Below are 24,902 nucleotides of genomic sequence, written 5' to 3' on the forward strand. Positions count from 1 at the left end.
CGGGGGCGCACGGCTCGTACGATGCGGGACGTGACGGGCCGGTGGTGGTGGAGCGGACGCGGGGGCACACGAGCGGGCGGCCGCGGGCCGGCCCGCCGGGCGGCGTGCTGCCTGGCGGCCCTCCTCATGGCCCTCCAGGCCGGGCTGACCGGCTGCTCCGGAGGGCTCTCCGGGGGCCCTGACGCCCGCGAGCGGGCCCTGCAGGGGCTCCTGGACCGGTGGGCCGCCGCGGTCCGCGACCGCGACGAGAGCGCCTTCCTGGGCGCCGTCGACCCGGCCGCCGGGAGCTACCGGGAGGAGCAGCGCCGCCTCTTCGCCAACCTCGCGGCCGTCCCGCTCGCCTCCTGGGACTACCGCCTCGTGCGCACGGGCGGCTTCACCCCCGCGCCCGGGGACGGCCGGCGGGTCGCCGCCGAGGCCGAGCTGCGCTACCGGCTGGCCGGCTACGACAGCGCTCCCGTCACCGCCCGCAGCCGGCTGACCCTCGTCGAGCGCGACGGGCGCTGGTACGTGGCCGCCGGCTCCCGGCGCGGCGGGCACCAGCTGTGGGAGCAGGGGCCCGTGACCGTCGTCCGCGGCGAGCGCAGCCTCGTCCTCGGCGTCGGCCAGGACCGCGAGCGGCTGCGCGCCCTCGCCGACCTCGCCGACAAGGCCGTCCCGGCCGTGGGCGCGGCCTGGCGGGCCGGGTCGGGCGAGTGGCCCGGCCGGGTCGTGGTCGAGATGCCCGCCTCGCTGGCGCGCATGGCCGCGCTCCTGGACTCGCCCGTCTCCAACTACCGGGGGATCGCCGCCGTGACCACCGGCGAGGCGGGCGGCTCCGGCGCCGCCGCCCCCGCGGACCGCATCATCGTCAACCCCGAGGCGTACGGGGTGCTCGGCGCGTTCGGGCGGCGCATCGTGCTCACCCACGAGACCGCCCACGTGGCCACCCGGGCCAGGACGACCAAGGCCACGCCGCTGTGGCTGTCCGAGGGCTTCGCCGACTGGGCCGCCTACCGCGGCACCGGCCGCACCGTCCGCCAGGCCGCCCCCGAACTCTCCCGCGCGGCCGCCGCCGGCACCCTCCCCGACCGGCTGCCCGGGGACCCCGAGTTCGGCTTCACCGGGGAGGCGGGGCGGCTCGCCCGCGCCTACGAGGAGGGCTGGCTGGCCTGCCGGCTGATCGCCGACCGCTGGAGCGAGGAGAAACTCGTCGCGTTCTACCGCGCGGTGGGCTCCCACGCCCGCCGCGACGGGGCCGTCGAAACCGCGCTCCACGACGTTCTGGGCGTCTCGCTGCAGGAGTTCACGGAACGGTGGCGCGCGTATGTGGTGGAACAGCTGCGCCCGGGGTGAGCGCTGTTCCCCGCCGAGCGGGCCCGTCAGCCTGCCAGCAAGGCCGGTTCCTTCTCCGCGGGAGGGTCGTCCGGCGTGTCGGACGACCCCGGCAGGGACACCGTCTCCCGCCACAGGCGCGTGCACGACACCAGCGTCGCCACCACCAGCAGCCCGTTGCGCAGGGTCAGCGTCGCCACGCCCAGCTTGTCACTGGCCACCACGTGCGAGAACCAGATCGGGAACTCCAGCTGGGTCAGCGGGGCGGCCAGCAGGACCAGGGCGATGGGCAGGCGCTGGCGCGTCGTGCCCATCGTGAGGCACACCGCCGCCAGCCCGAGCAGCCAGACGACGTACTGCGGGCTGATGACCCGGCTGGTCGTGGTGAACAGCAGCACCGACGCGAACGCCGCCTCGTAGGGCGTGCAGGCGGTGAACCTGCGCGCCCGTACGCGCCACAGGAGCAGCCAGGCGAACGCCACCACGCTCAGCACGAGCGCGAGCCGGCTCACCGTGTGGACGTAGGGGCCGAGGAACTCCACCGAGCCGTAGTGCAGCCGCGCGTGGCCGTGCCAGCCGGCGTGCCGCCCCAGGTGGAAGACCAGCGAACCCAGGGACTCCACCTCCGTGCCCCGGTCCCGCTGGAAGGTCAGGAACGCCAGCGCCCCCGGCATGGTCGCCGCGAACGCCAGCCCGAGCACCGCGGCCGTCACCGCCGCCGCGCCCCACGTCTCCCGCGTGCGGGCCCCCCGCGGCGTACCGACCAGCAGCAGCACCGGCCACACCTTCAGCAGCGCCCCGAAGGCCGTGAGTGCCCCCGAGAGGCGGGCCCTGCGCCCGGCCGCGAGGAGGGCGGCCACGGCGACGGCCGTGACCATCACGTCGTAGCGGGCGTAGACGATCGGGCCGAGCAGCGGGACCCCGGCCACCCACACCCACACCCCGGCGGCGCGGCGCCGCCCGCCCCGCACCGCGTACAGCAGCAGCGCGTAGACGACCGCGTCGGCGAGGAGGCACACCACGAAGAAGGCGGGGGCGTAGTCGAGGAAGGGGAGCAGGCCGGGGGCGAGCACGGCGAAGGCCGCGGCGGGCGGGTACTGCCAGGTGACGTCGTCGTAGGGGAAGGTGCCGGTGCTCAGCACCCCGTACCAGCCCTGGTAGATCACCTCGATGTCGACGGAGACGTCCGACCCCGGCATCACCCACACCCGCAGCACGCACATCAGCAGCACGGCCCGGGTGACGGCCCACGCCGCGAACGAGAGCCGCAAACCCCTGCCCGCCATCACTCACCTCGCCCTTCACGGTCACTACACGCTGTACGCGCGCCGCTACTGCAAGGCATGATGCCGTTCCGGCGGGTCCATACGCCGTGACGTGGCGGGACGGGGCCCCGACTGCCCCCGATCGCACCCGGTACTGTCGGACGGCGATGGACAAGACTCTCGTCGTCACCAACGACTTCCCGCCCCGCCCCGGCGGCATCCAGGCGTTCCTGCACAACATGGCGCTGCGCCTGGACCCGTCGGGCATCGTCGTCTACGCCTCCACGTGGAAGCGCGGCCAGGAGGGTGCGGAGGCCACCGCCCGCTTCGACGCCGAGCAGCCGTTCACGGTCGTCCGCGACCGCACCACCATGCTGCTGCCGACGCCCCGGGTGACCCGGCGCGCCACCGGCCTGCTGCGCGAACACGGCTGCACCTCGGTGTGGTTCGGGGCCGCGGCCCCGCTCGGGCTCATGGCCCCGGCGTTGCGCCGGGCGGGCGCCCGCAGGCTGGTCGGCACCACGCACGGGCACGAGGCCGGCTGGGCGCAGCTGCCCGCGTCGCGGCAGCTGCTGCGGCGGATCGGCGAGGGCACCGACACCCTCACCTACCTGGGGGAGTACACCCGCTCGCGGATCGCCTCCGCGCTGACGGACGAGGCGGCGGCCCGGATGGTGCAACTGCCGCCCGGCGTGGACGAGAAGACCTTCCACCCCGGCTCCGGCGGCGACGAGGTCCGCGCCCGGCTCGGCCTCGCCGACCGGCCCGTGGTCGTGTGCGTCTCGCGGCTGGTGCCGCGCAAGGGCCAGGACACGCTGATCCTGGCCATGCCGCGGATCCTGGCGGCCGTTCCGGACGCGGTGCTGCTCATCGTCGGCGGCGGGCCCTACGGGGACGACCTGCGGCGGCTGGCCGGGGAGACGGGCGTCGCCCACGCCGTCCGCTTCACGGGCGCCGTGCCGTGGGAGGAGCTGCCCGCGCACTACGGGGCGGGCGACGTCTTCGCCATGCCCTGCCGCACGCGCCGCGGCGGCCTCGACGTCGAAGGCCTCGGCATCGTCTACCTGGAGGCTTCGGCGACGGGCCTGCCGGTGGTCGCCGGCGACTCGGGCGGGGCGCCGGACGCGGTCCTGGAGGGCGAGACGGGGTACGTGGTGCCGGGCGGTTCGCCGGCCAGGGCCGCGGACCGCATCGTGACGCTGCTGCGGGACCCGGAGCTGCGCGCGCGCATGGGCGCGCGGGGGCGGCAGTGGGTGGAGGAGAAGTGGCGCTGGGACCTTCTGGCCGAGCGCCTCAAGGAATTGCTGTAGAGATCCCCCTCATTGCAGGACGGGCCGGATCCGGAAGAATCCGGCCCGTCCTGCAATGAGACGGGAAGCGACGGGCCGCTAGGCGCGGTAGATGGCCTCGATCTCGTCCGCGAAGTCCTTCGCCACGACGTTCCGCTTCAGCTTCAGCGACGGCGTCACATGGCCCGAGGCCTCCGTGAACTGCGCGGGCAGGATACGGAACTTGCGCACCGACTCGGCCTTGGAGACGGCCGCGTTGCCGTCGTCGACGGCCTTCTGCACGTCCGCCAGCAGGTCGGCGTCCTCGGCCAGTTCGGCCGGCGTCATCCCGGCGGGCTTGCCGTGGTCGGCGAGCCAGCGCGGCAGGAAGTCCTCGTCGAGGGTGACGAGCGCGCCCACGAACGGGCGGGCGTCGCCGACGACCATGCACTCGGCGATCAGGGCGTGGGCCCGGATGCGGTCCTCGATCACGGCCGGGGCGACGTTCTTGCCGCCCGCCGTGACGATGATCTCCTTCTTGCGGCCGGTGATCGTGAGGTAGCCGTCCTCGTCGAGGGTGCCGAGGTCGCCGGTGTGGAACCAGGCGTCGGACATGGCCTCCTCGGTGGCCGCCTCGTTGTTCCAGTAGCCCTGGAAGAGGTGCTCGCCGTGCAGCAGCACCTCGCCGTCGTCGGCGATGCGCACGACGGAGCCCGGCAGCGGCTGCCCGACGGTGCCGATCTTCGGCCGGTCCCACGGGTTGAAGGCGGTCGCGGCGCAGGACTCGGTCAGGCCGTAGCCCTCCAGGACCGTGAAGCCGATGCCCCGGTAGAAGTGGCCCAGGCGCTCGCCCAGCGGCCCGCCGCCGGAGATGGCGTGGGTGGCCCGGCCGCCGAGGACGGCCCGCAGCTTGCCGTAGACGAGCTTGTCGAAGACGGCGTGCTTGATGCGCAGGCCCAGGCCCGGCCCGGAGGGGGCGTCCAGGGCCCGGCTGTAGGCGATGGCGGTGTCCGCGGCCTTGTCGAAGATCTTGCCCTTGCCGTCGGCCTGGGCCTTGGCGCGGGCGCCGTTGTAGACCTTCTCGAAGACGCGCGGGACGCCCAGGATCAGCGTGGGGCGGAAGGAGGCGAGCTCGTCCGTCAGGTTGCGGATGTCGGGCACGCAGCCCAGGCGGATCGGCGCGAGCATCGCGGAGATCTCCACCAGGCGCCCGAAGACGTGGGCGGTGGGGAGGAAGAGCAGGACGGAGGAGTCGCCCGTGTTGAACAGCGGCTTGAGCCGCTCGACCGCGTTGCCGCACTCCGCGAAGAACGCGCGGTGGGTGAGGACGCAGCCCTTGGGGCGGCCCGTGGTGCCCGAGGTGTAGACGATGGTCGCGGGGGAGTCGGCGTTCGCGAGGGCGCTGCGCTCGTCGACCTCCTCGTCCGTGATGCCGGCCCCGGCCTCGCGCAGCTTCGCCACGGCGCCGGCCTCGATCTGCCAGACGTGGGCGAGCTCGGGCAGCCGGTCCTTGACGGACTCGACGGCCGCCTCGTGGTCGGCGGTCTCGACGAGGCAGGCGACCGCGCCGGAGTCGCTGAGGATCCACTGGATCTGCTCGGGCGAGCTCGTCTCGTACACCGGCACGGTGACGCCGCCGGCGCTCCAGATCGCGAAGTCCAGCAGCGTCCACTCGTAGCGGGTGCGGGACATCAGCCCGACCCGGTCGCCCGGCCGCACACCGGAGGCGATCAGACCCTTGGCGGCCGCCCGGACCTCGGCGAGGAACTGCGCCGCACTGACGTCCTCCCACCGGTTGCCGGCCTTGCGGCCTATGACGGCGACGTCGGGGCGCTGCGCGGCGTTGCGGCGGATCAGATCCGTCAGGTTTCCGTCCGCAGGGACCTCATAGAGGGCCGGAAGGCTGAACTCGCGCAAGACTGCTGCTCCTCGTCGGGCGCCGGCGCCGCCGCGTCTTCGAGGGGCGCTGCGTCGGCTGCGGTCCATGATCAGGCAAGGGGGGTAGTGGACAACTGCCCGGACGTTACCCACCAGTACGGATTTCGAATAGGGGGCTGCGCCCAGATGTTCTCTGCGTCACATGCCGCGGGACTGCTCCCCGCACCCTAGCCGGTCCGTTTGGTGACCCGGAAGTAACCACAGAAGTAACCGCAGGTCGCAGCCCTTCCGGAGGCCGCGCCGCAGCGCCTAGGGTGATCGGCATGGAGGCGGTATGAGGGTTCATGTGGTCAGCGACGTGCACGGCAACAGCACGGCCCTCGCCCGGGCGGGCGACGGCGCCGACGCCCTGATCTGTCTGGGCGACCTGGTCCTCTTCCTCGACTACGCGGACCACTCGCGCGGCATCTTCCCCGAGCTCTTCGGCGTGGAGAACGCCGACCGGATCGTCGCGCTGCGCACCGCGCGCCGCTTCGACGACGCCCGTGCGCTGGCGCGGAGCCTGTGGCACGGCATGGACCGGGACTCCGCCATCGAGGGGGCCGTCCGCAAGCAGTACTCCGAGCTCTTCGCCGCCTTCCCCGCGCCCACGTACGCCACATACGGAAATGTCGACATCCCCCGTCTCTGGCCGGAATTCGCCCAGGAGGGCACGACCGTCCTCGACGGGGAGCGGGCCGAGATCGGCGGACTCGTCTTCGGTTTCGTCGGCGGCGGCCTCCCCTCGCCCATGCGCACCCCCTACGAGGTCTCCGAGGAGGAGTACGCGGCGAAGGTCGCGGCCCTCGGCGAGGTCGACGTCCTCTGCTCGCACATCCCGCCCGACGTGCCCGAACTCTGCTACGACACCGTCGCCCGGCGCTTCGAGCGCGGCAGCTCCGTCCTGCTGGACGCCATCCGCGCCACGCGCCCCCGGTACGCGCTCTTCGGCCACGTCCACCAGCCGCTCGCCCGCCGGATGCGGATCGGGGGGACGGAATGCGTCAACGTCGGCCACTTCGCCTCCACGGGAACACCCTGGGTGCTGGAGTGGTGACGGGCGCCGCGAGGTAGCCTTCAGCGGCAAGACCCCAGGCGGCGGACCGGTACGGAGGAGCCACGGAGATGGCGGAACACACCAGCTCGAGCATCACGATCGAGGCGACCCCTGCCGAGGTGATGGCCGTGATCGCCGACTTCGGCCGCTACGCGGAGTGGACCGGCGAGGTCAAGCAGGCCGAGGTGCTGGAGAAGGACGAGCAGGGCCGCGCCACGCAGGTGCGCCTCGTGCTCGACGCGGGCGCCATCAAGGACGACCACGTGCTGGCGTACAGCTGGCCGGAAGAGAATGTGGTCAGCTGGTCGCTGGTGAAGTCGCAGATGCTGCGCCAGATCGACGGCTCCTACAGCCTCAAGCCCGCGGCGGGCGGCAAGCACACCGAGGTCACCTACCAGCTCACCGTCGACGTCAAGATCCCCATGCTCGGGATGATCAAGCGCAAGGCGGAGAAGGTCATCATCGACCGCGCCCTCGACGGTCTCAAGAAGCGCGTCGAGAGCGGCGCGGCCTCCTGAGCCCCCGCCGCTGACCGCCTTACGCACGTTCACCGCTGGAGGCTCCCCCCTTGCGCACGGTCCTCGTCACCGGTCCCGGCGGCGCGGGCCGCACCACCGCCGCGGCGGCCACGGCCCTCGCCGCGGCCCGCGAGGGGCGGCGCGTCCTGCTCCTGACCGCCGACCGCGGCCCCGCACCCGAGGCCGTGCTCGGCACCGCCCTGCCCGCCCCGGAGGCGGGCGGCGGCGCGCTCTGGGGCCCGCCGGCCGAGGTGACGCCCGGCCTCCACGCCGCCCGCATCGCCACCGGCGAGCACTTCCAGGACCGCGCCCGCGACCTGCAGGAGCGCGGCGCCTCCCTCTTCGACCTGCTCGGCGCGAGCCCCCTCGACCCCGAGGAGCTCACCGAACTCCCCGGCGCCGAGCCCCTCGCGCTCCTCACCGCCCTGCGCGCCGCCCACGCGGACGGGGGCCACGACCTGCTCGTCGCCGACATGCCGCCCCTGCACGCCACGGTGCGGCTGCTGGCCCTCCCCGAGCAGCTGCGCCGCTACCTGCGCAGGCTGCTGCCCGCCGAGCGGCAGGCCGCCCGCGCCCTGCGCCCCGTGCTCGCCCAGCTCGCCGGCGTGCCCATGCCCGCGCAGCGGCTCTACGAGACCGCGGCCCGCTGGGAGGCCGAGCTCGCCGCCGTCCAGGACGTCCTCGAAGCCGAGGGCACGACGGTGCGGCTCGTCGCCGAGCCCGGCCCGCTCGCCGCCGGCGAACTGCGCCTCGCCCGCGCCGCCCTCTCCCTCCAGGGCTGCCGCGTCGACGCCCTCGTCGCCAACCGCCTGCTGCCCGGCGTCACCGGCGCCGGAGCGACCGACGGCGGGGTCACCGCCGACCCCTGGCTCGCCGGCCTCGTCGCCGAGCAGCTGGCCGCCCACAAGAGCCTGCACGAGGAGTTCCTCGTCGACGGCGTCACCGTCTGCGAGCTGCCGCACCTCGGCCGCGGCCCGCGCGGCCCGCAGGACCTCGCCGAGCTCGCCGCACGGGCGCGCTCGACCACCATCGGTGTCGCCGCCGCAGGAGGAAACGGTTCGGCCGGCGGCTTCGGCGTCATACCCGGCGGCGGCCTCACCGACGAGCTCGACGGCTGGAGCGGCACCGGCGGCGCCGGGGACCCGGCCGTCGAGGACCGCCTCGCCGCCGACGGCGTCCTGCTGTGGCGCCTCCCGCTGCCCGGCGCCGACCGCGGCGACCTCGACCTGCTGCGCCGCGGCGACGAACTCATCATCGGGGTGGGCCCGTTCCGCCGCGTCCTGACCCTGCCCTCCGCGCTGCGCCGCTGCACCGTCTCGGGCGCGGGTCTGCGGGACGGAGCGCTGTGCGTACGCTTCACCCCCGACCCCGGCCTGTGGCCGAGACCCTCGTGAACGACGCTGCCTGAACGGCACCCCACCCTTCGGGTAACGTCGGAGAAAACCCCTGTTTGCAGGAGCCAGGAGGCGCTGCCATGAGCGATCACACCGAGCGCCCCGCACCCGAGGCGCCCGACCCCGACGCCTGGGGCGAGGCCTGCGCCGAGGACCTCGCGGCCGAGCGCGCCCGCCGGCGCGCGCAGCAGGGGCCGCCGCCCGGCACCGCCGCCGAGGAGCTGCGCAAGCTCGTCGACGCCGTCGCCGACAAGGTCTCCGGCATGCAGCTGCCGCTCGGGGGCGGCTCCGCCCAGGTCGTCGTCCAGCAGGTCGTCGCCCAGGCGAAGGCCGTCGTCGAGCCCGTCATCGAGCGCAACCCCGACGTCTTCGACCACCTCGCCTCCGCCGGCTCCGAACTCCTGGCCGCCTACCGCGCGGCGGTCCGGGGCCAGGAGGCCCGCTGGGTGCGCGACGAGCCCGCACAGCGCCCCGGAAAGCCCGCCGGACCCGGCGAAGGTGACGGAGGCAAGGGCGGGAGCGAGCGCATCGACCTCGACTGATCCCCGGCTCCGGTACGGTGGGTCGCGGCGGGGTTCGAGCGAAAAACTGAGGGACACATGGGACTCACCATCGGCGTCGACATCGGCGGCACGAAGATCGCGGCCGGTGTGGTCGACGAAGCGGGCAACATCCTCGCGACGTGCAAAGTGCCGACCCCGTCGACCCCCGAGGGCGTCATCGACGCCATCGCGGACGCGGTGCGCACGGTCAGCGCCGACCACGACGTGGAGGCCGTCGGCATCGGCGCCGCCGGCTACGTGGACGACAAGCGGGCCACCGTCCTCTTCGCCCCGAACATCAACTGGCGCCACGAGGCGCTGAAGGACAAGGTCGAGCAGCGCGTCGGCCTCCCCGTCGTCGTCGAGAACGACGCCAACGCCGCGGCCTGGGGCGAGTACCGCTTCGGCGCCGGCCAGGGCCACGACGACGTCATCTGCATCACCCTGGGCACCGGCCTCGGCGGCGGCATCATCATCGGCAACAAGCTCCGCCGCGGCCGCTTCGGCGTGGCCGCCGAGTTCGGCCACATCCGGGTCGTCCCCGACGGCCTGCTGTGCGGCTGCGGCAGCCAGGGCTGCTGGGAGCAGTACGCCTCCGGGCGCGCGCTCGTCCGCTACGCCAAGCAGCGCGCCAACGCCACCCCCGAGAACGCCGCGATCCTGCTGGGCCTCGGCGACGGCACGGTCGAGGGCATCGAGGGCAAGCACATCAGCGCCGCCGCCCGGCAGGGCGACCCGGTCGCCATCGACTCCTTCCGCGAGCTGGCCCGCTGGGCGGGCGCGGGCCTGGCCGACCTGGCCTCGCTCTTCGACCCCTCCGCGTTCATCGTCGGCGGCGGCGTCTCGGACGAGGGCGACCTCGTGCTCGACCCCATCCGCAAGTCCTTCAAGCGCTGGCTGATCGGTGGTCAGTGGCGCCCGCACGCACAGGTGCTGGCCGCACAGCTGGGCGGCAAGGCGGGGCTCGTCGGCGCGGCCGACCTGGCCCGGCAGGGCTAGCGTTTTTCTTCCGCCGCGGCGGACATCGACCACGATGGTGTGATCCGGTGGTGCCGGACCCGGCTCAGGCGGGCCCGGCACCGCCGGACATCGCCGTCTCGGATCTCGCCGGTGCGGCGGGAAGGGGAAGCGTGGAGACGGGAAGCCTGCAGGATCTGCCCGAGTCGGCGACGGAGCCCGACGGCTCCGTCGTCGTTCGCGTGCTCAGTTACAACATCCGCTCCATGCGCGACGACGTCGCGGCCCTCGCCCGGGTGATCCGGGCCTGCCGGCCTGACGTCGTCTGCGTTCAGGAGGCGCCCCGCTTCTTCCGCTGGCGCAAGGCCGCCGCCCGGCTCGCCCGGACCTCCGGGCTCGTCCACGTCGCGGGCGGCGCCACCGCCTCCGGGCCGATGATCCTCTCCTCGCTCCGCGCCCACGTGGAGCGCACCGAGGACGTCCTGCTGCCCCGCACCCCCGGCCTCCACCAGCGGGGCTTCTCGACCGCCGTGCTCCGCTTCGGCGGCGCCCGGCTCGGCGTCCTCAGCTGCCACCTGAGCATCAGGGACTGGGAGCGCTACGAACAGGGCCGGCTGCTCCTCGACCGGCTGGCCGCCATGGACGTGCCGCACGCCGTCGCCGCGGGCGATCTCAACGACCGCCCCGACGGCCGCACCTTCGGCCTGCTGGCGGACGCCCTGCAGGACGGCTGGGCGACGAAGCCGTGGGGGAGGGAGCACACCACCCGGCTGGGCGATCCGCTGCAGCGGATCGACGCCGTCTTCGCGACGGAGGGGGTGGAGGTGCTGGGGTGCGGGGTGCCCATGGGGCTGCCCGGCATCGCCGAAGGCGATCTCCGGGCAGCCACGGATCACCTGCCGGTGCTGGCCGCTTTGCGGGTGCCCGCCGCGTAGGACAGGCGGTTCACACGACCGCGCCGCGCCCCGGGTCGTCGTCCTCGTCGTCGCTGTCCTTCATCCGCAGGACGAGCGTGGCGAAGCCGCCCAGGAAGCCGCCGACCCCGAGGGTCGTCACCCACCAGGTGAGCGGCTGCTGCAGCAGCACCATGATCAGGAGCAGCAGCGGGCCGCCCAGCACGGCGATCCAGGCGAAGCGCGCGGTGACGTCCCCGGTGGGCAGGGGCGGCGGCTCGGGCGGGATGAAGTGGCCCTCGTCGGCCGGGTCGTCCGCATCGTCCGCGCCGTCCTGCGGGGGCTCCGGCGTGCTCCAGTCGCGGGGGCCGACGCCGGGCGCGTAGACGATGAAGCTGCCCGGCGGCTCCTCCCGGGCCGGAGAGGGCTCGGGGGAGGCGTCCTTCCCGGTGGCGTCCTTCTCCGGGGCGTCCTTCCCGGCCCCCGCAGGGGTGCCGGTGTCGTCGCCCGTGGCCGGCCAGCGGCCGGTCGCGGGGTCGGGCTGCTCCCCGTACGCGGCGACGAGCTCCGCCCAGGCCGCGTCCTCGTCGAGCGGGTCGCGGCTCTCGTCGCGGCCCGCGTCACGCTCAGCCACGGGCGGCCGCCCCCTCCTGGGAGCCGACGCCGGAGAGCCGGCCGATGAACGCGTAGGTGTCCTCGAAGATGCGCTCGGCGTCGTGGTCCAGGGTGGCCACGTGGTAGCTGCGCTCCAGCAGGCGCTCGGTGACGTCGCGGGAGGAGACGCGGGCGAGGATGCGGGCGGAGTCGGACGGCGGGACGATGTGGTCCTCGGGGCTGTGCATCAGCAGCAAGGGCTGGGTGACCTGGGGCAGTTCGGCGTCGACCAGCTGGAAGAAGCGGCGCAGCGAGTACGCGGCGTGCAGCGGCACCCGGTCGTAGCCGACCTCCTGGGCGCCGGGCTTGGCGATGTCGCTCGCGATGCCCTTGGTGGAGGGCACGAAGTGGCGCACGACGGGCAGGGCCCGCGCGGCCAGGCCGTGGACCTTGTTGCCCGGGTTGACGAGGACGACGCCGCTGACCGCGTCCCCGTGGCGGGCCGCGAGGCGCAGGGCGAGCGCCCCGCCCATCGACAGGCCGCACACGAACACCTGCGAGCAGCGCTCGCTCAGCTCCCGCAGCGCGTGATCGACCTCCGCGTACCAGTCCTGCCAGCCGGTGAGCTGCATGTCCTGCCAGCGGGTGCCGTGCCCGGGCAGCAGCGGCAGCGAGACGCTCAGGCCCCGCCCGGCCAGGTGGTCCGCCCAGGGCCGCACGGACTGCGGGGAACCGGTGAAGCCGTGACACACGAGGACGCCTACCTCTCCGCCTTCATGGCGGAACGGCTCGGCTCCGGGGAGGAGCGGCACCGGGATCTCCGATCGGTGGAACGGGGGCAAGGGAGGACACAGAGGGTCCGGTCCTCAGCGTACGCGGAGCGCCGCACGGCGGGTAGGCAGGTTAAGGTCTCCTCGTCACACACAGGAGGTTCTCGGTTGTTCTACGGCGCTATGAAGGTGTCCATCGGCGGGTCGCTGAAGCTTGCCTTCCGGCCGTGGGTGGAGGGCCTGGAGAACATCCCGGCCGAAGGGCCCGCGATCCTCGCGAGCAACCACCTGTCGTTCTCGGATTCGTTCTTCCTGCCCGCGGTGCTCGACCGCAAGGTCACGTTCATCGCGAAGCAGGAATACTTCACCTCCCCCGGAGTCAAGGGGAAGCTGACGGCCGCCTTCTTCAAGGGCGTGGGCCAGCTGCCCGTCGACCGTTCGGGTGCCCGCGGCGCGGGTGAGGCCGCGGTCAAGAGCGGCCTGGACGTGCTGGCGCGCGGCGAGCTGTTCGGCATCTACCCCGAGGGCACCCGCTCCCCCGACGGCCGCCTCTACCGGGGCAAGCCGGGCGGGCTCGCCCGGGTGGCCCTGCTGTCCGGGGCGCCGGTGATCCCCGTGGCCATGATCGACACGGAGAAGGTGCAGCCCCCCGGCAAGGTGCTGCCCAAGATGGTGCGCCCGGGCATCCGCATCGGCGAGCCGCTGGACTTCAGCCGCTACCACGGCATGGACGGCGACCGCTTCATCCTGCGCTCGGTCACCGACGAGGTCATGTACAAGATCATGGAGCTCTCGGGCCAGGAGTACGTGGACATCTACGCGACCGCCGCCAAGCGGCAGATCGCGGACGAGGCGAAGCGGAAGGCCGAGGAGGAGAAGGCGGCGAAGGCCGCCGGGCTCGGCAAGGCATCCGATCAGGGCGGAAAGTAAAGGGGAGCGGCAGCCGGCGGCGCAGCGCGCCCGGCTCGGGGGTTGGTCGATGACACCGCGCAGCAGGAAGCCGCGCGTCGTACGGATGTCGGTGGAGCTGCCGCTGTGGCGCGCGCTGACCGGCTACCGCATTCTGACGCTCTGCTACGCCCTGGCGATCTTCGCCATCAACTACCACGAGTACGCCCATCCGCTCGGCGGCGCCCTCTACATGGGCGTACTCACCGGGTGGATGGCGCTCACGTGGAACCGGACCTCGGCGCCGGAGCGGTGCACGAAACGGTTCCTCATCGCCGACCTGGCCCTCGCGCTCGCCGGAATCCTCGTCACCGCCGTCGTCGACTCCCCGGCCCGCATCGACGGCGGCGCGGCCACCCTGCCGTCCATATGGACCGGCGGCGCCGTACTGGGCCTGGCCATCAAGGGCGGCTGGCGCTGGGCGGCCGTCGGCTCCACCCTCGTGGCCGTCGCCAACCTCGCCGAGCGCGGCAGCCCCGCCCGGGACACCGTCCACAACGTGCTCCTGGTGTGGGTCTCCAGCATCGCCATCGGCTACATCGTCGAGGTCGCCCGCGCCAGTGAGCGCACCCTCGCCCGCGCCCTGCGCATCGAGGCCGCCACCCGCGAGCGCGAACGGCTCGCCCGCGACATCCACGACGGCGTCCTGCAGGTGCTGGCCATGGTGCAGCGGCGCGGTGCCGCGCTCGGCGGCGAGGCGGCCGAGCTCGGCCGGATGGCCGGTGAGCAGGAGATCGCCCTGCGCACCCTGGTCGCCGGGGGCCTGCTGCCCCCGCAGCGCTCCGCCGAGGAGCTGGCCGGGGACGCGGAGCTGGTCGGCGCCGCGGCGGCCGCACCGCCGGTCCCCACCGGCCCCATCGACGTGGGAGCGCTGCTCGCCCCGCACGCGGGCGCCGACGTCTCCTTCGCCGGGCCCGGCACCCCCGTTCTGCTGGAGGCGGCCGCCGCCGCCGAGCTCGCCGCCGCCGTCGGCGCCGCCCTGGACAATGTGCGCAAGCACGCGGGCGAGGGCGCGCGGGCCTGGATCCTGCTGGAGGACGAGCCCGAAGAGGTGATCGTCACCGTGCGGGACGACGGCCCCGGCATCCCCGAGGGCCGGCTCGCCGACGCCGAACGGGAGGGGCGGATGGGCGTCGCCCTGTCGATCCGCGGGCGGCTGAGGGACCTGGGCGGCAGCGCCGAGCTGGTGTCCGTCCCCGGCCAGGGCACGGAAGTCGAACTGAAGGTTCCACGGGGGAACGGGAAAGAACAGCGATGAGCGAAACGCAAGCCGAAGCACCCGCCGGGCACGCCGTGAGGGTCATGGTCGTCGACGACCACCCCATGTGGCGCGACGCCGTCGCCCGCGACCTGGCCGCCGCCGGGTACGACGTCGTGGCGACCGCCGGGGACGGCCCCGAGGCCGTGCGCCGCGCGAAGGCCGCCGGCCCCGACGTCCTGGTCCTCGACCTCAACCTGCCGGGCCTGCCCGGCGTGGCCGTCTGCAAGGAGCTCGTCGGGGAGAACCCCGCGCTGCGCGTCCTCGTCCTCTCCGCCAGCGGCGAGCACGCCGACGTGCTGGAGGCCGTGAAGTCCGGCGCCACCGGCTACCTGCTGAAGTCGGCCAGCACGCAGGAGCTCGTGGACGCCGTCCGGCGCACCGCCATGGGCGACCCCGTCTTCACCCCCGGACTCGCCGGGCTCGTCCTCGGCGAGTACCGGCGGCTGGCCGCCGACCCCGCCCCGGCCGCGCCCGACGAGCCCAAGGCGCCCCGGCTGACCGACCGCGAGACCGAGGTGCTGCGCCTCGTCGCCAAGGGTCTGTCGTACAAGCAGATTGCCGAGCGGCTGGTTATTTCCCACCGCACGGTGCAGAACCATGTGCAGAACACCTTGGGCAAGCTCCAGTTGCACAACCGCGTGGAGCTCGTGCGCTACGCGATAGAGCGAGGTCTCGACGACGCCTGACCTTGACCCGGCCGGGCGTCCTCCGGCTGAAGGAGAGTGTCATGCGGATCGGAGTGCTGACCGGCGGCGGTGACTGCCCCGGGCTCAACGCGGTCATCCGCGCCGTCGTCCGCAAGGGCGTCCAGGACCATTCCTACGACTTCATCGGCTACCGGGACGGCTGGCGCGGCCTCCTCCACGGCGCCACGTCCCGGCTCGACATCCCCGCCGTGCGCGGCATCCTCCCGCGCGGCGGCACCGTGCTCGGCTCCTCGCGCACCAACCCCTTCAAGGAACCCGGCGGCATCCGCCGCATCCGCGAGCACCTCGCCGCGGACGAGGTCGACGCCCTCGTCGCCATCGGCGGCGAGGACACCCTCGGCGTCGCCGCGCTCCTGTGGGCCGAGCACGGCATCCCCTGCGTCGGCGTCCCCAAGACCATCGACAACGACCTCTCGGCCACCGACTACACCTTCGGCTTCGACACCGCCGTCGGCATCGCCACCGAGGCCATCGACCGGCTCCACACCACCGCCGAGTCCCACATGCGCGTCCTCGTCGTGGAGGTCATGGGCCGGCACGCCGGCTGGATCGCCCTGCACTCCGGCCTCGCCGGCGGGGCCAACGTCATCCTCGTCCCCGAGCAGCGCTTCGACCTCGACGAGATCTGCGGCTGGGTCACCTCCCGCTTCCGCGCCAGCTACGCGCCCATCGTGGTGGTCGCGGAGGGCGCCATGCCCAAGGACGGCGACCTCGTCCTCAAGGACGGCTCCTCCCACGACGCCTTCGGGCACGTGCGGCTCTCCGGCGTCGGGGAGTGGCTCGCGAAGGAGATCGAACGGCGCACGGGCAAGGAGGCGCGGACCACCGTCCTGGGCCACGTCCAGCGGGGCGGCACGCCCAGCGCGTTCGACCGGTGGCTGGCGACGCGGTTCGGGTTGCACGCGATCGACGCGGTGCGGGAGCGGGACTTCGGGCGGATGGTGGCCCTGCGGGGTACGGACATCGTCCGCGTGCCTCTGGCCGAGGCCACGGCCCGTCTGAAGACCGTTCCGGTCGAGCGCTACGAGGAGGTGAAGGTCTTCTTCGGCTGACGGCCGGTGCCCGCGCCTCCGGCGCGGTGTCGCCCGCCCACCCGCCCGTTACCGGAGAGCCGTTGCCCTCCGAGTGAACGGGTGGGCGGGCGGGACGGTCCCGCCGCGCAGCGGCGGGTCAGACCAGGACGCTCGTCAGCAGCTCGGCGATGATCGCCGCCCCGTCCAGCGTCAGGACCGACTCCGGATGGAACTGCACGCCGGCGAATCCGGGGGCCCGCAGGGCGTGCACGTCCCCGCTCCCGGGGTCCCGGCTCACCTCCACCCGGTGCATCGCGAGCTCCCCCTCCGCGGCAGCGCTGCACCGCGCGGTGAACGTGTTGTAGAACCCGACGGTCTCGGGCCGCCCGAAGAAGTCGATCCGCTCCTGCGCCCCCTGGTACGGCACGTCCTTGCGGACGATCTCCAGCCCCAGCTCCGCCGCGATCAGCTCGTGCCCCAGGCACACGCCCAGGAGGCCGTGCCGGTGGCCGCGCAGGAGCTCCGCCGCGAGGGCGCGCAGCAGCCGCATCTTCGGGTCGGCCGCGTCGGAGGGGTTGCCGGGGCCGGGGCCCAGCACGACGGGGCCCTCGTGGGCGAGGGCGGCCGCGCGCAGGCCGGGCTCGTCGTAGCGCCGTACGGTCACCTCCAGGCCGGACGTGCGCAGCAGGTGGGCCAGCATGGCCGTGAAGGTGTCCTCGCCGTCGATCACCAGGGCGTGCCCGGTCAGCCGGGCGGTGGCGGCGGTGGATGCGGCGGCGGTCTCCACGGCCTGCATGCGCAGCCAGAAGGGGGCGAGGTCCGCGCGGCGGGCGTCGAGCGCGGCTCGCACCTGCGGGTCGTCGGCGAGCCGCGGGGCCGGCGCCGCGGGCCGGTCCGGCCGCGGGGCGCGGACGCCGAGGGCGGCGAGGACACCGGCCGCCTTGGCGTGGGTCTCGGCGACCTCGGCGTACGGGTCGGAGCGGCGCACGAGGGTGGCGCCGACCCCGACGCGCAGCCGCCCGCGGCGGTCGATGTCGGCGGTGCGGATGAGGATGGGCGAGTCCAGGGTGGCGGCGCCGCCGGCGTCGCGGCCGATGAGCGCGAGGGCGCCGGAGTAGTAGCCGCGCCCGCCGGGCTCGTGGCGCTCGATGACGCGGCAGGCGTTCTGCACGGGGGAGCCGGTGACGGTCGCGGCGAACATGGTCTCGCGCAGCACGTCGCGCACGTCCAGGGAGGAGCGCCCGCGCAGTTCGTACTCCGTGTGGGCGAGGTGGGCCATCTCCTTCAGGCGCGGTCCGACGACGACGCCGCCCATGTCGCCGACGGTGCACATCATCTTCAGCTCCTCGTCCACGACCATGGACAGCTCCTCGACCTCCTTGCGGTCGTGGAGGAAGGCCAGCAGGCCGTCCTTGTCGGGGCCGGAGGCGGGGTAGCGGTAGGTGCCGCTGATGGGGTTCATCACGACCGTCCCGCCGGACATGCGCACGTGCACCTCAGGGCTGGCCCCGACGAGCGTGCGGTCGCCGGTGTGCACGACGTAGGTCCAGTAGGCGCCGCGCTCGCCGGCCAGCAGGCGGCGGAAGAGGGCGAGGGCGTCGGCGGGGGTGAAGCCGTGGATCTCGCCCTCGAAGGTCCGCCGGATGACGAAATTGGCGCCTTCGCCGGTGCCGATCTCGTCGTCGATCACGCGCCGGACGATGTCCGCGTAGGCGTCGTCGCCGGTGTCGAAGGCGCCGCCCTCGACGCGGACGGCGTGGGCGGGCAGGGCGGCGAGGACGTCGTCGAGGGGCAGCTCGTGGCTCTCCTCGGGGCGCAGGACGGCCAGCGGGGTGCCGTCGTCGCGGACGTCGAAGCCGCGCTCGCGGATCTGCCGGAAGGGCACGAGGGCGAGGGCGTCGTGGACGGGGCGGCCGCCGCCGGGCCGGCCGGCGGGCAGGGGGATGTCGGCCAGGCGCTCCACCTCCTCGACGGGGCCGAGGAGCAGCTCGACGGTGCCGGCGGGGGCGCCCGCCGCGTCCGCGGCGCCCCGGGGGAGGCCGGGCGTGCGGCGGTGGAGGAGGGCGAAGGGCGGGCAGACGGGGCCGGTGAGCCGGGCGAGCAGGGCGGCGGTGTCGCTGGGCATGGGGGGTGTTCCTTCCGGTGCGGGGAGGAACGGCCCGGGAAATGCGGAAGGCCGCCCCTCGGGCGGCCTTCGCGATGCGTCGGTGGTACGCGCAGTCAGTGGGCCGCCGGATGAGCGGTCCACCACCAGTTCTGGGTCTGCAGCGCGAACATGCTGGGCACCCTACCCGAAGCACGATCCCTACCGGCGGGTATCAGCCGAGGCCAGGCCGTAGGAATGGAAGCTTCCGCAGTGTGGGGCGAGGGCGTGGGGGCGTCCGTGCCGCGTGCGGTCGCGAGGCAGTACGGGGGTGGCCGGTATTGAGCGGTGGCTCTGGCGTGTCTTGGGCGCGTCTCGCCCTGGTATCGGCAAATGTCTCAAAGTGCGGTCCGGCGACGGGGCAGCCGCCGCGACCCCGTAGGGTTGGAGCGTGACCGTGAACGCTGAACTCCACGCCGGTGGCAACACCTGGCGCTCCCTTCCCGCGGCGCAGCAGCCCGAATGGCCGGACCAAGAGGCTCTGCGCGATGTGATCGCCGAGCTCGAGTCCTATCCGCCTCTCGTCTTCGCGGGCGAGTGCGACCAGCTGCGCCAGCGCCTGGGAGCGGTCGCCCGTGGAGAGGCGTTCCTGCTCCAGGGCGGCGACTGCGCCGAGGCCTTCGATGCCGTCGGCGCCGATCAGATCCGTAACAAGCTCAAGACGCTGCTCCAGATGGGCGCCGTGCTGACCTACGCGGGCCAGGTGCCCGTCGTCAAGGTCGGCCGCATCGCCGGTCAGTACAGCAAGCCCCGCTCGAAGCCGACCGAGACCCGCGACGGCGTGACCCTGCCGACCTACCGCGGCGACTCCGTCAACGGCTTCGCCTTCACGCCCGAGGCCCGCACGCCGGACCCCGAGCGGCTGAAGCGCATGTACCACGCCTCCTCGGCCACGCTGAACCTGGTGCGCGCCTTCACCACCGGCGGCTACGCCGACCTGCGCCAGGTGCACGCCTGGAACCAGGACTTCGTGAAGTCCTCCCCGTCCGGGCAGCGCTACGAGGCCCTGGCGCGCGAGATCGACCGTGCGCTGAACTTCATGAACGCCTGCGGGACGGACCCGGAGGAGTTCAAGACGGTCGAGTTCTACTCCTCGCACGAGGCCCTGATCCTCGACTACGAGTCGGCCCTGACCCGTACGGACTCCCGCACCGGGAACCTGTACGACGTCTCCGGCCACATGGTCTGGATCGGCGAGCGCACCCGTCAGCTGGACGGCGCGCACATCGAGTTCGCCTCGAAGATCCGCAACCCGATCGGTGTGAAGCTCGGCCCGACCACCTCGGCCGAGGACGCGCTCACCCTGATCGAGCGCCTCGACCCGGAGCGCGAGCCCGGCCGGCTCACGTTCATCACCCGGATGGGTGCGGGCAAGATCCGTGACCACCTCCCCGAGCTGGTGGAGAAGGTCACCGCCTCCGGTGCCCAGGTGGCGTGGATCTGCGACCCGATGCACGGCAACACCTTCGAGGCGGCCTCGGGCCACAAGACCCGCCGCTTCGACGACGTGCTGGACGAGGTCAAGGGCTTCTTCGAGGTCCACAAGAGCCTCGGCACGCACCCGGGCGGCATCCACGTCGAGCTCACCGGTGACGACGTCACCGAGTGCGTGGGCGGCGGCGACGAGATCTTCGTCGACGACCTCCACCAGCGCTACGAGACGGCCTGCGACCCCCGTCTCAACCGCAGCCAGTCCCTGGACCTGGCGTTCCTCGTCGCGGAGATGTACCGCGACCAGTAGGAGCCGGTGAAACGAGCGCGCCGTGGGGCGGGAATCTGTGATCCCCGCCCCACGGCGTTGTTATTCCGCCACCAGGCCGGGTAAGGTAAGGGTTACCTTATTGATCAATCCGGTTGGCGGTGAACCGCGTGTACGTCTGCTCGTGCTTCGGCATCACGGAGCAGCAGGTGCGTGAGCACGCGGACAAGGGGGCGTGCACGCCCCGGCAGATAGCCTCCGCCAGCAAGGCGGGCACCGACTGCGGCAGCTGCGTGCGCCGCATCCAGGCGCTCCTCGGCCGTGGCGCGTGCCCGCGCCGCGAGCTGGCCGACCAGGGGGATGCCGGCGTGCTCAGCGCCGAGATACCCGCGCTGCCGCAGCCCCAGGCGGCCTAGCGCCCCGGGCGGCCCGGCTAGTCCGCCCCGCCGTTCTCCTGCTCGATGAACTGCGCGATGTACAGCGCCTCGCCGAGCTTCTCCAGCAGCTCCAGCTGGGTGTCCAGATAGTCGATGTGATCCTCCTCGTCCGCGAGGATCGCCTCGAAGATGTTGGCCGAGGTGATGTCGCCCTTGGCCCGCATGACCTCCACCCCGCGCCGCAGGCGGTCGATGGCCTCGACCTCCACCTGCCGGTCGGCCTGGAACATCTCCGTGATGGTCTGGCCGATCCGGACGTGGAAGAGCCGCTGGTAGTTGGGCAGCCCCTCCAGGAAGATGATCCGGTCGGTGAGGGTCTCCGCGTGCCGCATCTCGTCGAACGACTCGGCGCGCGTATGCGCCGCGATCTTGGTCCACCCGTGGTGCTCCTGCAGTTTCGCGTGCAGGAAGTACTGATTGATGGCGGTCAGCTCGGCAGTCAGCTGTTCATTGAGGAACTCGATGACCTCGGGGTCGCCCTGCATTGCAGAGGCTCCTTCCAAGCAAGGGTGACTGGCAGGTTGCGCGCATCCTCGCACCGCCCTTCGAAACCGTCCAGTAAGTGCACACTTAGTGGGAGTTGTCCCCATAGTGGAACCCCTGGTCATCGGCGCCGTGAAAGGTCTGACACCATGGGGGCATGGGGCCCTCGAAAAACACCGAAAGCCGCAAAGGGGAGCTCCCCCAGCTGCCGCCGGGGCAGCGCCTTCAGCGCGGCTGGCCGGTAACGCACTACGGCCCCGTGCCGAGGTTCAAGCCGGACCGGTGGGAGTTCCGGGTCTTCGGCTCCACCGCCGACGGCGACAAGCACTGCTGGACGCACGAGGAATTCTCAGCCCTGCCGTATACGACGGTGGTGGCCGATCTGCACTGCGTCACGAAATACAGCATGCTCGACGCCGAATGGGGCGGAGTGTCGGCCCGTACGGTGCTCGAACTCGCACCGCCCGCGCCGGAGGTCACGCATGTGATGGTGTGGGCGGAATACGGCTTCAGTTCCAATCTGCGACTGGCCGACTTCGCCTCCGAAAAGACGATTTTCGCCACGCACAAGGACGATGAGCCGCTGACTGCCGAGCACGGTTTCCCGGTCCGCCTCGTCGTGCCGCACCTCTACGCCTGGAAGGGGCCCAAATGGGTGCGCGGCGTGGAGTACATGACCGCCGACCGGCGCGGATTCTGGGAGGAACGGGGCTACCACAACGTGGGGGACCCCTGGCGCGAGCAGCGCTACTCCTACCAGGAGCAGCCGGGCGAGGGCCCGGAGCTGTAGCCCTGCGGGCGGCGGACCGCTGCGGGAGCCCGCCTTCGCCTACAGCACGCCGTCGCGCAGTTCCTTCAGCCGGGCCACGTCCGCGGCGTGGCCCGCTGGGCCGCCCGGCGTCTCGATCGTCAGCGGCACCCCGGCCGTCGCCGGGTGGCGGAAGAGCTCCGCGAAGGGGTCGGCGCCGATGTGGCCGGAACCGATGTTCTCGTGCCGGTCGAGGTGCGCGCCGACGACGGCCTTCGAGTCGTTGGCGTGGATCAGGCGCAGCCGTCCCTCGCCCACCACCGAGACCAGCTCGTCGAGCGTGCTCTTCATCCCGCCGGGCCCGGCGAGGTCGTGGCCCGCCGCGAAGACGTGGCAGGTGTCCAGGCACACCCCCAGCTTCGGGTGGTGCTCCAGCGCCTCGAAGTAGGGGCCGAGGTCCTCGACCAGCGAGCACAGGGACGCGCCCTGGCCGGCCGTGGGCTCCAGCAGCAGCCAGGGGTCGTCGTCGTGGGTCAGCTCGTCCAGCAGCGGCAGCAGCCGCTCGTGGACCTGCTCCAGCGCCGCCCGGCGCGGCCGCCCGCCCGTCGCGGAGCCGGTGTGCACGACCACGCCCCGCGCGCCGATGGCCCGGCCGCGGCGCAGCGAGTGCCGCATCGACTCCCCGGACAGCTCGACCGTCGCCTCCGTGTGCGAGCCGAAGTTGATCAGGTAGGGGGCGTGCACCCAGACCGGCAGGGACTCCTCCGCGCACGCGGCGCGGAACTCCTCGTCCTGCCGGGGGTTGCCCGCGGGCGTCGCCCAGCCGCGCGGGTTGGCGACGAAGACCTGCAGGGTCTCCGCGCCCATCTCGCGCGCGTACGCCAGGCCCACCTTGGCCAGGCCGCCCGCCACCGGCACATGGCCGCCTACGGGGTTGCGCAGCCGCGCCGGGGTCAGCTCCTCCACCGCTACAGACCGCCCTTGAGCTTGATGGTGATCGTGTCGCCCTTGGCGGCCTGCTCGCCGCTCTTGACCGACTGGCTCTCCACCGAGTCCTGCGGGAAGAAGAAGGGCTTGTCGACCTTCACCTTGAAGCCCGCCTCGGTCAGCAGCCGCTTGGCCTCGGCCTCGTTCCTGCCCGTGACGTCCGGGACCGGCACCATCTCCTTGCCCTTGGAGACGGTGAGGGTGACCGTGTCGCCCTTGGCGGCCTTGTCGCCCGTACCGGGGGACTGCTCGGCCACGGAGCCCTTGGCGCGGTCGGAGAAGACCTGGGCGTCCGACACCTTCGCCTCGAAGCCCTTGTCGCGCAGCGCGGCGGTCGCGGCGTCCACGGGCATGCCCCGCACGTCCGGCACGTCCAGCGGCGCGCCCTTGCTGACGGTCAGCGCGACCGGGGCCTCCGGCCGTCGCTGCTCGCCCGGCTTCGGGTCGGTGGCCAGCACCGAGCCCTGCGGGGTCTCGCTGCTGAACTGCTTGCCGACCTCGCCGACGGTCAGGCCCGCGGCCTCGATCTTCTTCTTCGCCTCCTCGAAGGGCATGCCGGCGACGTTGGGCACCTCGGCCCGGGCGGGGCCGCGCGAGAGGGTGATCGTCACCTTGCCGGTGTTGCGGATGCGCTTGCCGGGCGCCGGGTCGGCGGCGATGACGTGGCCGCGCTCGACGGTGTCGCTGAAGTCCTCCTTCGTGCGCACCCCGAGCCCGGCGTCGTCCAGGGTCTTCTCCGCCTTGTCCCGGGTCATGTCCAGGACGGCGGGGACGGTCGTGAACTGGCCCGAGTTGATGTACCAGACGCCCGCGCCGATCAGCACCGCCAGCAGCGCGGCGACCACCGCGAGGACCCCGCGCCGCGGCGCCTGCCGGAACCGGCCGCGCGGGCCCGCGGGGGGCGCCGGCGGGACCGGGGGAGCGGGCGGGTGCTCCAGCCGCGTCGTGCGGTTCAGCTGCTCGCCGTCCTCCGCGGGCAGCGGGCGCGCGGCCGGCCGGGGCAGCACGCTCGTACGGTCCTCCGGGCCCGTCGCGCGGCCGGTGGCCGCGTCGGTGAGCGCCTGCGGGGGCGCCGCGTCCAGCTGCTCGTCGCTCAGCTCCGCGCGCGCCGCACGGGCCAGGCCGAGCAGCGCGACGGCGTCCGCCGGGCGCAGCTGCGGGTCGCGGGCCGTGGCGTCGGCCACGAGGCCGTCGAGCCCGGCGGCCAGGCCCGGCACGGTCGCCGACGGCGGCGGGACGTCCGCGTGGAGGTGCTGGTAGAGGACCTGGGCCGGGGTGCTGCCCGTGTGGGGCTTGGCGCCGGTCAGCATCTCGTAGAGGACGACGCCGCACGCGTAGACGTCCACGCGCGGATCGGCGGTGCCGTGCTCCAGTTGCTCGGGGGCCAGGTACGACACGGTGCCGAGGACGGATCCGGTGGAGGCGGTGGTGTCGGTGTCCACGGCCCGGACGAGCCCGAAGTCGGCGACCTTGACCCGGCCGTCGTCGCCGATCAGCACGTTCTCGGGCTTCATGTCGCGGTGCACCAGGCCCGCGAGGTGGGCCGCGCCCAGCGCGGCCAGCACCGGCTCCAGGATGTCGAGGGCGGCGCGGGGCTGGAGGGCCCCGCGTTCGCGCAGCACGTCGCGCAGGGTGCACCCGGGCACGTACTCCATCGCCAGATAGACGTACGGGCCGTCGGTGCCCTGGTCGTAGACGCCCACCACGTTGGGGTGGTCCAGGCGCGCGACCGACTTGGCCTCGCGGATGAAGCGCTCCACGAACGCGGTGTCGGCGGCGAGGCCGGGGTGCATCACCTTGACCGCGAGCACCCGGTCGAGCCGGGTGTCGAGGGCGCGGTAGACCGTGGCCATCCCGCCCACGGCGATGCGGGCCTCGACCCGGTAGCGGCCGTCGAGCGTGTGCCCGACCAACGGGTCCCCTAGCGTCGTATCCACGCGACGAGTCTAAAAGGGGCGGGGACGGAGCCTTGACCCGGCAGAAATCA

Annotated in this window: 24 protein-coding genes; 15 read left to right on the forward strand and 9 right to left on the reverse strand. The window is 73.3% G+C overall.

Annotation, left to right across the window (positions count from 1 at the left end; genetic code table 11):
- Positions 1–126: 126 nt before the first annotated feature.
- The gene (locus NQU55_RS31955; protein WP_206328881.1) at positions 127–1,335 is read left to right on the forward strand and encodes a hypothetical protein; all 1,209 of its coding nucleotides are present in this window, start codon (positions 127–129) and stop codon (positions 1,333–1,335) included.
- A 26-nt stretch (positions 1,336–1,361) separates the two neighbouring features.
- Here the strand turns inward: NQU55_RS31955 and NQU55_RS31960 are convergent, their stop codons facing one another.
- The gene (locus tag NQU55_RS31960; RefSeq protein WP_168090989.1) at positions 1,362–2,600 is read right to left on the reverse strand and encodes a glycosyltransferase 87 family protein; all 1,239 of its coding nucleotides are present in this window, start codon (positions 2,598–2,600) and stop codon (positions 1,362–1,364) included.
- Between the two features lie 146 nt (positions 2,601–2,746).
- Here NQU55_RS31960 and NQU55_RS31965 point away from each other — a divergent pair, with 146 nt between their 5' ends.
- Positions 2,747–3,889 (forward strand): glycosyltransferase family 4 protein, encoded by a 1,143-nt coding sequence (locus NQU55_RS31965; protein ID WP_168090990.1) that lies wholly within the window; start codon positions 2,747–2,749, stop codon positions 3,887–3,889.
- A gap of 78 nt (positions 3,890–3,967) precedes the next feature.
- Here NQU55_RS31965 and NQU55_RS31970 read toward each other — a convergent pair whose 3' ends face one another.
- On the reverse strand, positions 3,968–5,764 hold the full coding sequence (locus tag NQU55_RS31970) for an AMP-dependent synthetase/ligase (RefSeq protein WP_168090991.1): 1,797 nt from the start codon (positions 5,762–5,764) through the stop codon (positions 3,968–3,970).
- A gap of 295 nt (positions 5,765–6,059) precedes the next feature.
- On the opposite strand from NQU55_RS31970, the gene NQU55_RS31975 reads away from it, so the two are divergent.
- The 6 genes from NQU55_RS31975 to NQU55_RS32000 all read left to right on the forward strand — a co-directional run bounded on the left by NQU55_RS31975 (position 6,060) and on the right by NQU55_RS32000 (position 11,167).
- A complete protein-coding gene (locus NQU55_RS31975) occupies positions 6,060–6,821 on the forward strand; it encodes a metallophosphoesterase family protein (RefSeq protein ID WP_168090992.1) in 762 nt (253 codons plus the stop codon).
- Positions 6,822–6,889: 68 nt separating this feature from the next.
- Positions 6,890–7,339: an SRPBCC family protein gene (locus NQU55_RS31980; RefSeq protein ID WP_168090993.1), complete on the forward strand. Its 450-nt coding sequence runs from the start codon at positions 6,890–6,892 to the stop codon at positions 7,337–7,339.
- Positions 7,340–7,389: 50 nt separating this feature from the next.
- Positions 7,390–8,733 (forward strand): ArsA family ATPase, encoded by a 1,344-nt coding sequence (locus tag NQU55_RS31985; RefSeq protein WP_168090994.1) that lies wholly within the window; start codon positions 7,390–7,392, stop codon positions 8,731–8,733.
- 80 nt (positions 8,734–8,813) lie between these two features.
- A complete protein-coding gene (locus NQU55_RS31990) occupies positions 8,814–9,275 on the forward strand; it encodes a DUF5304 family protein (protein ID WP_168090995.1) in 462 nt (153 codons plus the stop codon).
- Between the two features lie 57 nt (positions 9,276–9,332).
- On the forward strand, positions 9,333–10,274 hold the full coding sequence (locus NQU55_RS31995; RefSeq protein ID WP_168090996.1) for an ROK family glucokinase: 942 nt from the start codon (positions 9,333–9,335) through the stop codon (positions 10,272–10,274).
- A 146-nt stretch (positions 10,275–10,420) separates the two neighbouring features.
- Positions 10,421–11,167 (forward strand): endonuclease/exonuclease/phosphatase family protein, encoded by a 747-nt coding sequence (locus NQU55_RS32000; protein WP_168091010.1) that lies wholly within the window; start codon positions 10,421–10,423, stop codon positions 11,165–11,167.
- 10 nt (positions 11,168–11,177) lie between these two features.
- Here NQU55_RS32000 and NQU55_RS32005 read toward each other — a convergent pair whose 3' ends face one another.
- Entirely contained in the window at positions 11,178–11,759 is a 582-nt protein-coding gene (locus tag NQU55_RS32005) for a hypothetical protein (protein WP_168090997.1), read from the reverse strand.
- Entirely contained in the window at positions 11,752–12,531 is a 780-nt protein-coding gene (locus NQU55_RS32010) for an alpha/beta hydrolase (protein WP_168090998.1), read from the reverse strand. Before NQU55_RS32010 ends, NQU55_RS32005 begins: the two co-directional genes overlap by 8 nt.
- A gap of 126 nt (positions 12,532–12,657) precedes the next feature.
- Between NQU55_RS32010 and NQU55_RS32015 the strand changes: the two genes are divergently transcribed.
- Genes NQU55_RS32015 through NQU55_RS32030 form a run of 4 tightly spaced genes read left to right on the forward strand, consistent with a single transcriptional unit; the run spans position 12,658 to position 16,457 of the window.
- Positions 12,658–13,419: a lysophospholipid acyltransferase family protein gene (locus NQU55_RS32015; protein WP_168090999.1), complete on the forward strand. Its 762-nt coding sequence runs from the start codon at positions 12,658–12,660 to the stop codon at positions 13,417–13,419.
- 49 nt (positions 13,420–13,468) lie between these two features.
- Positions 13,469–14,695 (forward strand): MacS family sensor histidine kinase, encoded by a 1,227-nt coding sequence (macS, locus tag NQU55_RS32020; RefSeq protein ID WP_240976093.1) that lies wholly within the window; start codon positions 13,469–13,471, stop codon positions 14,693–14,695.
- On the forward strand, positions 14,692–15,384 hold the full coding sequence (locus tag NQU55_RS32025) for a response regulator (protein ID WP_168091000.1): 693 nt from the start codon (positions 14,692–14,694) through the stop codon (positions 15,382–15,384). Before macS ends, NQU55_RS32025 begins: the two co-directional genes overlap by 4 nt.
- A gap of 41 nt (positions 15,385–15,425) precedes the next feature.
- Positions 15,426–16,457 (forward strand): 6-phosphofructokinase, encoded by a 1,032-nt coding sequence (locus NQU55_RS32030; RefSeq protein ID WP_168091001.1) that lies wholly within the window; start codon positions 15,426–15,428, stop codon positions 16,455–16,457.
- 118 nt (positions 16,458–16,575) lie between these two features.
- Here NQU55_RS32030 and NQU55_RS32035 read toward each other — a convergent pair whose 3' ends face one another.
- Positions 16,576–18,543, reverse strand: coding sequence for an anthranilate synthase family protein (locus tag NQU55_RS32035; RefSeq protein ID WP_168091002.1), 1,968 nt, complete (start codon positions 18,541–18,543; stop codon positions 16,576–16,578).
- Positions 18,544–18,638: 95 nt separating this feature from the next.
- Complete coding sequence (locus NQU55_RS37220; RefSeq protein ID WP_168091012.1) at positions 18,639–18,695, reverse strand: trp operon leader peptide; 57 nt, start codon at positions 18,693–18,695, stop codon at positions 18,639–18,641.
- A gap of 257 nt (positions 18,696–18,952) precedes the next feature.
- Between NQU55_RS37220 and NQU55_RS32040 the strand changes: the two genes are divergently transcribed.
- Entirely contained in the window at positions 18,953–20,302 is a 1,350-nt protein-coding gene (locus NQU55_RS32040; RefSeq protein ID WP_168091003.1) for a class II 3-deoxy-7-phosphoheptulonate synthase, read from the forward strand.
- A 119-nt stretch (positions 20,303–20,421) separates the two neighbouring features.
- On the forward strand, positions 20,422–20,676 hold the full coding sequence (locus tag NQU55_RS32045) for a (2Fe-2S)-binding protein (protein ID WP_168091004.1): 255 nt from the start codon (positions 20,422–20,424) through the stop codon (positions 20,674–20,676).
- A 17-nt stretch (positions 20,677–20,693) separates the two neighbouring features.
- Here the strand turns inward: NQU55_RS32045 and bfr are convergent, their stop codons facing one another.
- Positions 20,694–21,182, reverse strand: coding sequence for a bacterioferritin (bfr, locus tag NQU55_RS32050; protein WP_168091005.1), 489 nt, complete (start codon positions 21,180–21,182; stop codon positions 20,694–20,696).
- 155 nt (positions 21,183–21,337) lie between these two features.
- Between bfr and NQU55_RS32055 the strand changes: the two genes are divergently transcribed.
- Complete coding sequence (locus NQU55_RS32055) at positions 21,338–21,970, forward strand: sulfite oxidase-like oxidoreductase (RefSeq protein ID WP_058044804.1); 633 nt, start codon at positions 21,338–21,340, stop codon at positions 21,968–21,970.
- Positions 21,971–22,009: 39 nt separating this feature from the next.
- On the opposite strand, the gene NQU55_RS32060 is transcribed toward NQU55_RS32055, so the two are convergent.
- Complete coding sequence (locus NQU55_RS32060) at positions 22,010–22,894, reverse strand: deoxyribonuclease IV (RefSeq protein ID WP_168091006.1); 885 nt, start codon at positions 22,892–22,894, stop codon at positions 22,010–22,012.
- 2 nt (positions 22,895–22,896) lie between these two features.
- Positions 22,897–24,852 carry a Stk1 family PASTA domain-containing Ser/Thr kinase gene (gene pknB / locus NQU55_RS32065; protein ID WP_168091007.1) on the reverse strand — a complete coding sequence of 652 codons (1,956 nt, stop codon included), beginning with the start codon at positions 24,850–24,852 and terminating at the stop codon, positions 22,897–22,899.
- Positions 24,853–24,902 lie beyond the last annotated feature (50 nt).

The sequence above is a fragment of the Streptomyces telluris genome, assembly GCF_024519335.1.
Classification (GTDB): domain Bacteria; phylum Actinomycetota; class Actinomycetes; order Streptomycetales; family Streptomycetaceae; genus Streptomyces; species Streptomyces telluris.

Excerpts from the sequence above, each read along its gene's own strand:
- NQU55_RS31955 (WP_206328881.1), top strand. The coding sequence starts at position 127 with ATGGCCCTCCAGGCCGGGCTGACCGGCTGCTCCGGAGGGCTCTCCGGG.
- NQU55_RS31960 (WP_168090989.1), bottom strand. The coding sequence starts at position 2,600 with ATGGCGGGCAGGGGTTTGCGGCTCTCGTTCGCGGCGTGGGCCGTCACC.
- NQU55_RS31965 (WP_168090990.1), top strand. The coding sequence starts at position 2,747 with ATGGACAAGACTCTCGTCGTCACCAACGACTTCCCGCCCCGCCCCGGC.
- NQU55_RS31975 (WP_168090992.1), top strand. The coding sequence starts at position 6,060 with ATGAGGGTTCATGTGGTCAGCGACGTGCACGGCAACAGCACGGCCCTC.
- NQU55_RS31980 (WP_168090993.1), top strand. The coding sequence starts at position 6,890 with ATGGCGGAACACACCAGCTCGAGCATCACGATCGAGGCGACCCCTGCC.
- NQU55_RS31990 (WP_168090995.1), top strand. The coding sequence starts at position 8,814 with ATGAGCGATCACACCGAGCGCCCCGCACCCGAGGCGCCCGACCCCGAC.
- NQU55_RS31995 (WP_168090996.1), top strand. The coding sequence starts at position 9,333 with ATGGGACTCACCATCGGCGTCGACATCGGCGGCACGAAGATCGCGGCC.
- macS (WP_240976093.1), top strand. The coding sequence starts at position 13,469 with ATGACACCGCGCAGCAGGAAGCCGCGCGTCGTACGGATGTCGGTGGAG.
- NQU55_RS32025 (WP_168091000.1), top strand. The coding sequence starts at position 14,692 with ATGAGCGAAACGCAAGCCGAAGCACCCGCCGGGCACGCCGTGAGGGTC.
- NQU55_RS32030 (WP_168091001.1), top strand. The coding sequence starts at position 15,426 with ATGCGGATCGGAGTGCTGACCGGCGGCGGTGACTGCCCCGGGCTCAAC.
- NQU55_RS32035 (WP_168091002.1), bottom strand. The coding sequence starts at position 18,543 with ATGCCCAGCGACACCGCCGCCCTGCTCGCCCGGCTCACCGGCCCCGTC.
- bfr (WP_168091005.1), bottom strand. The coding sequence starts at position 21,182 with ATGCAGGGCGACCCCGAGGTCATCGAGTTCCTCAATGAACAGCTGACT.
- NQU55_RS32055 (WP_058044804.1), top strand. The coding sequence starts at position 21,338 with ATGGGGCCCTCGAAAAACACCGAAAGCCGCAAAGGGGAGCTCCCCCAG.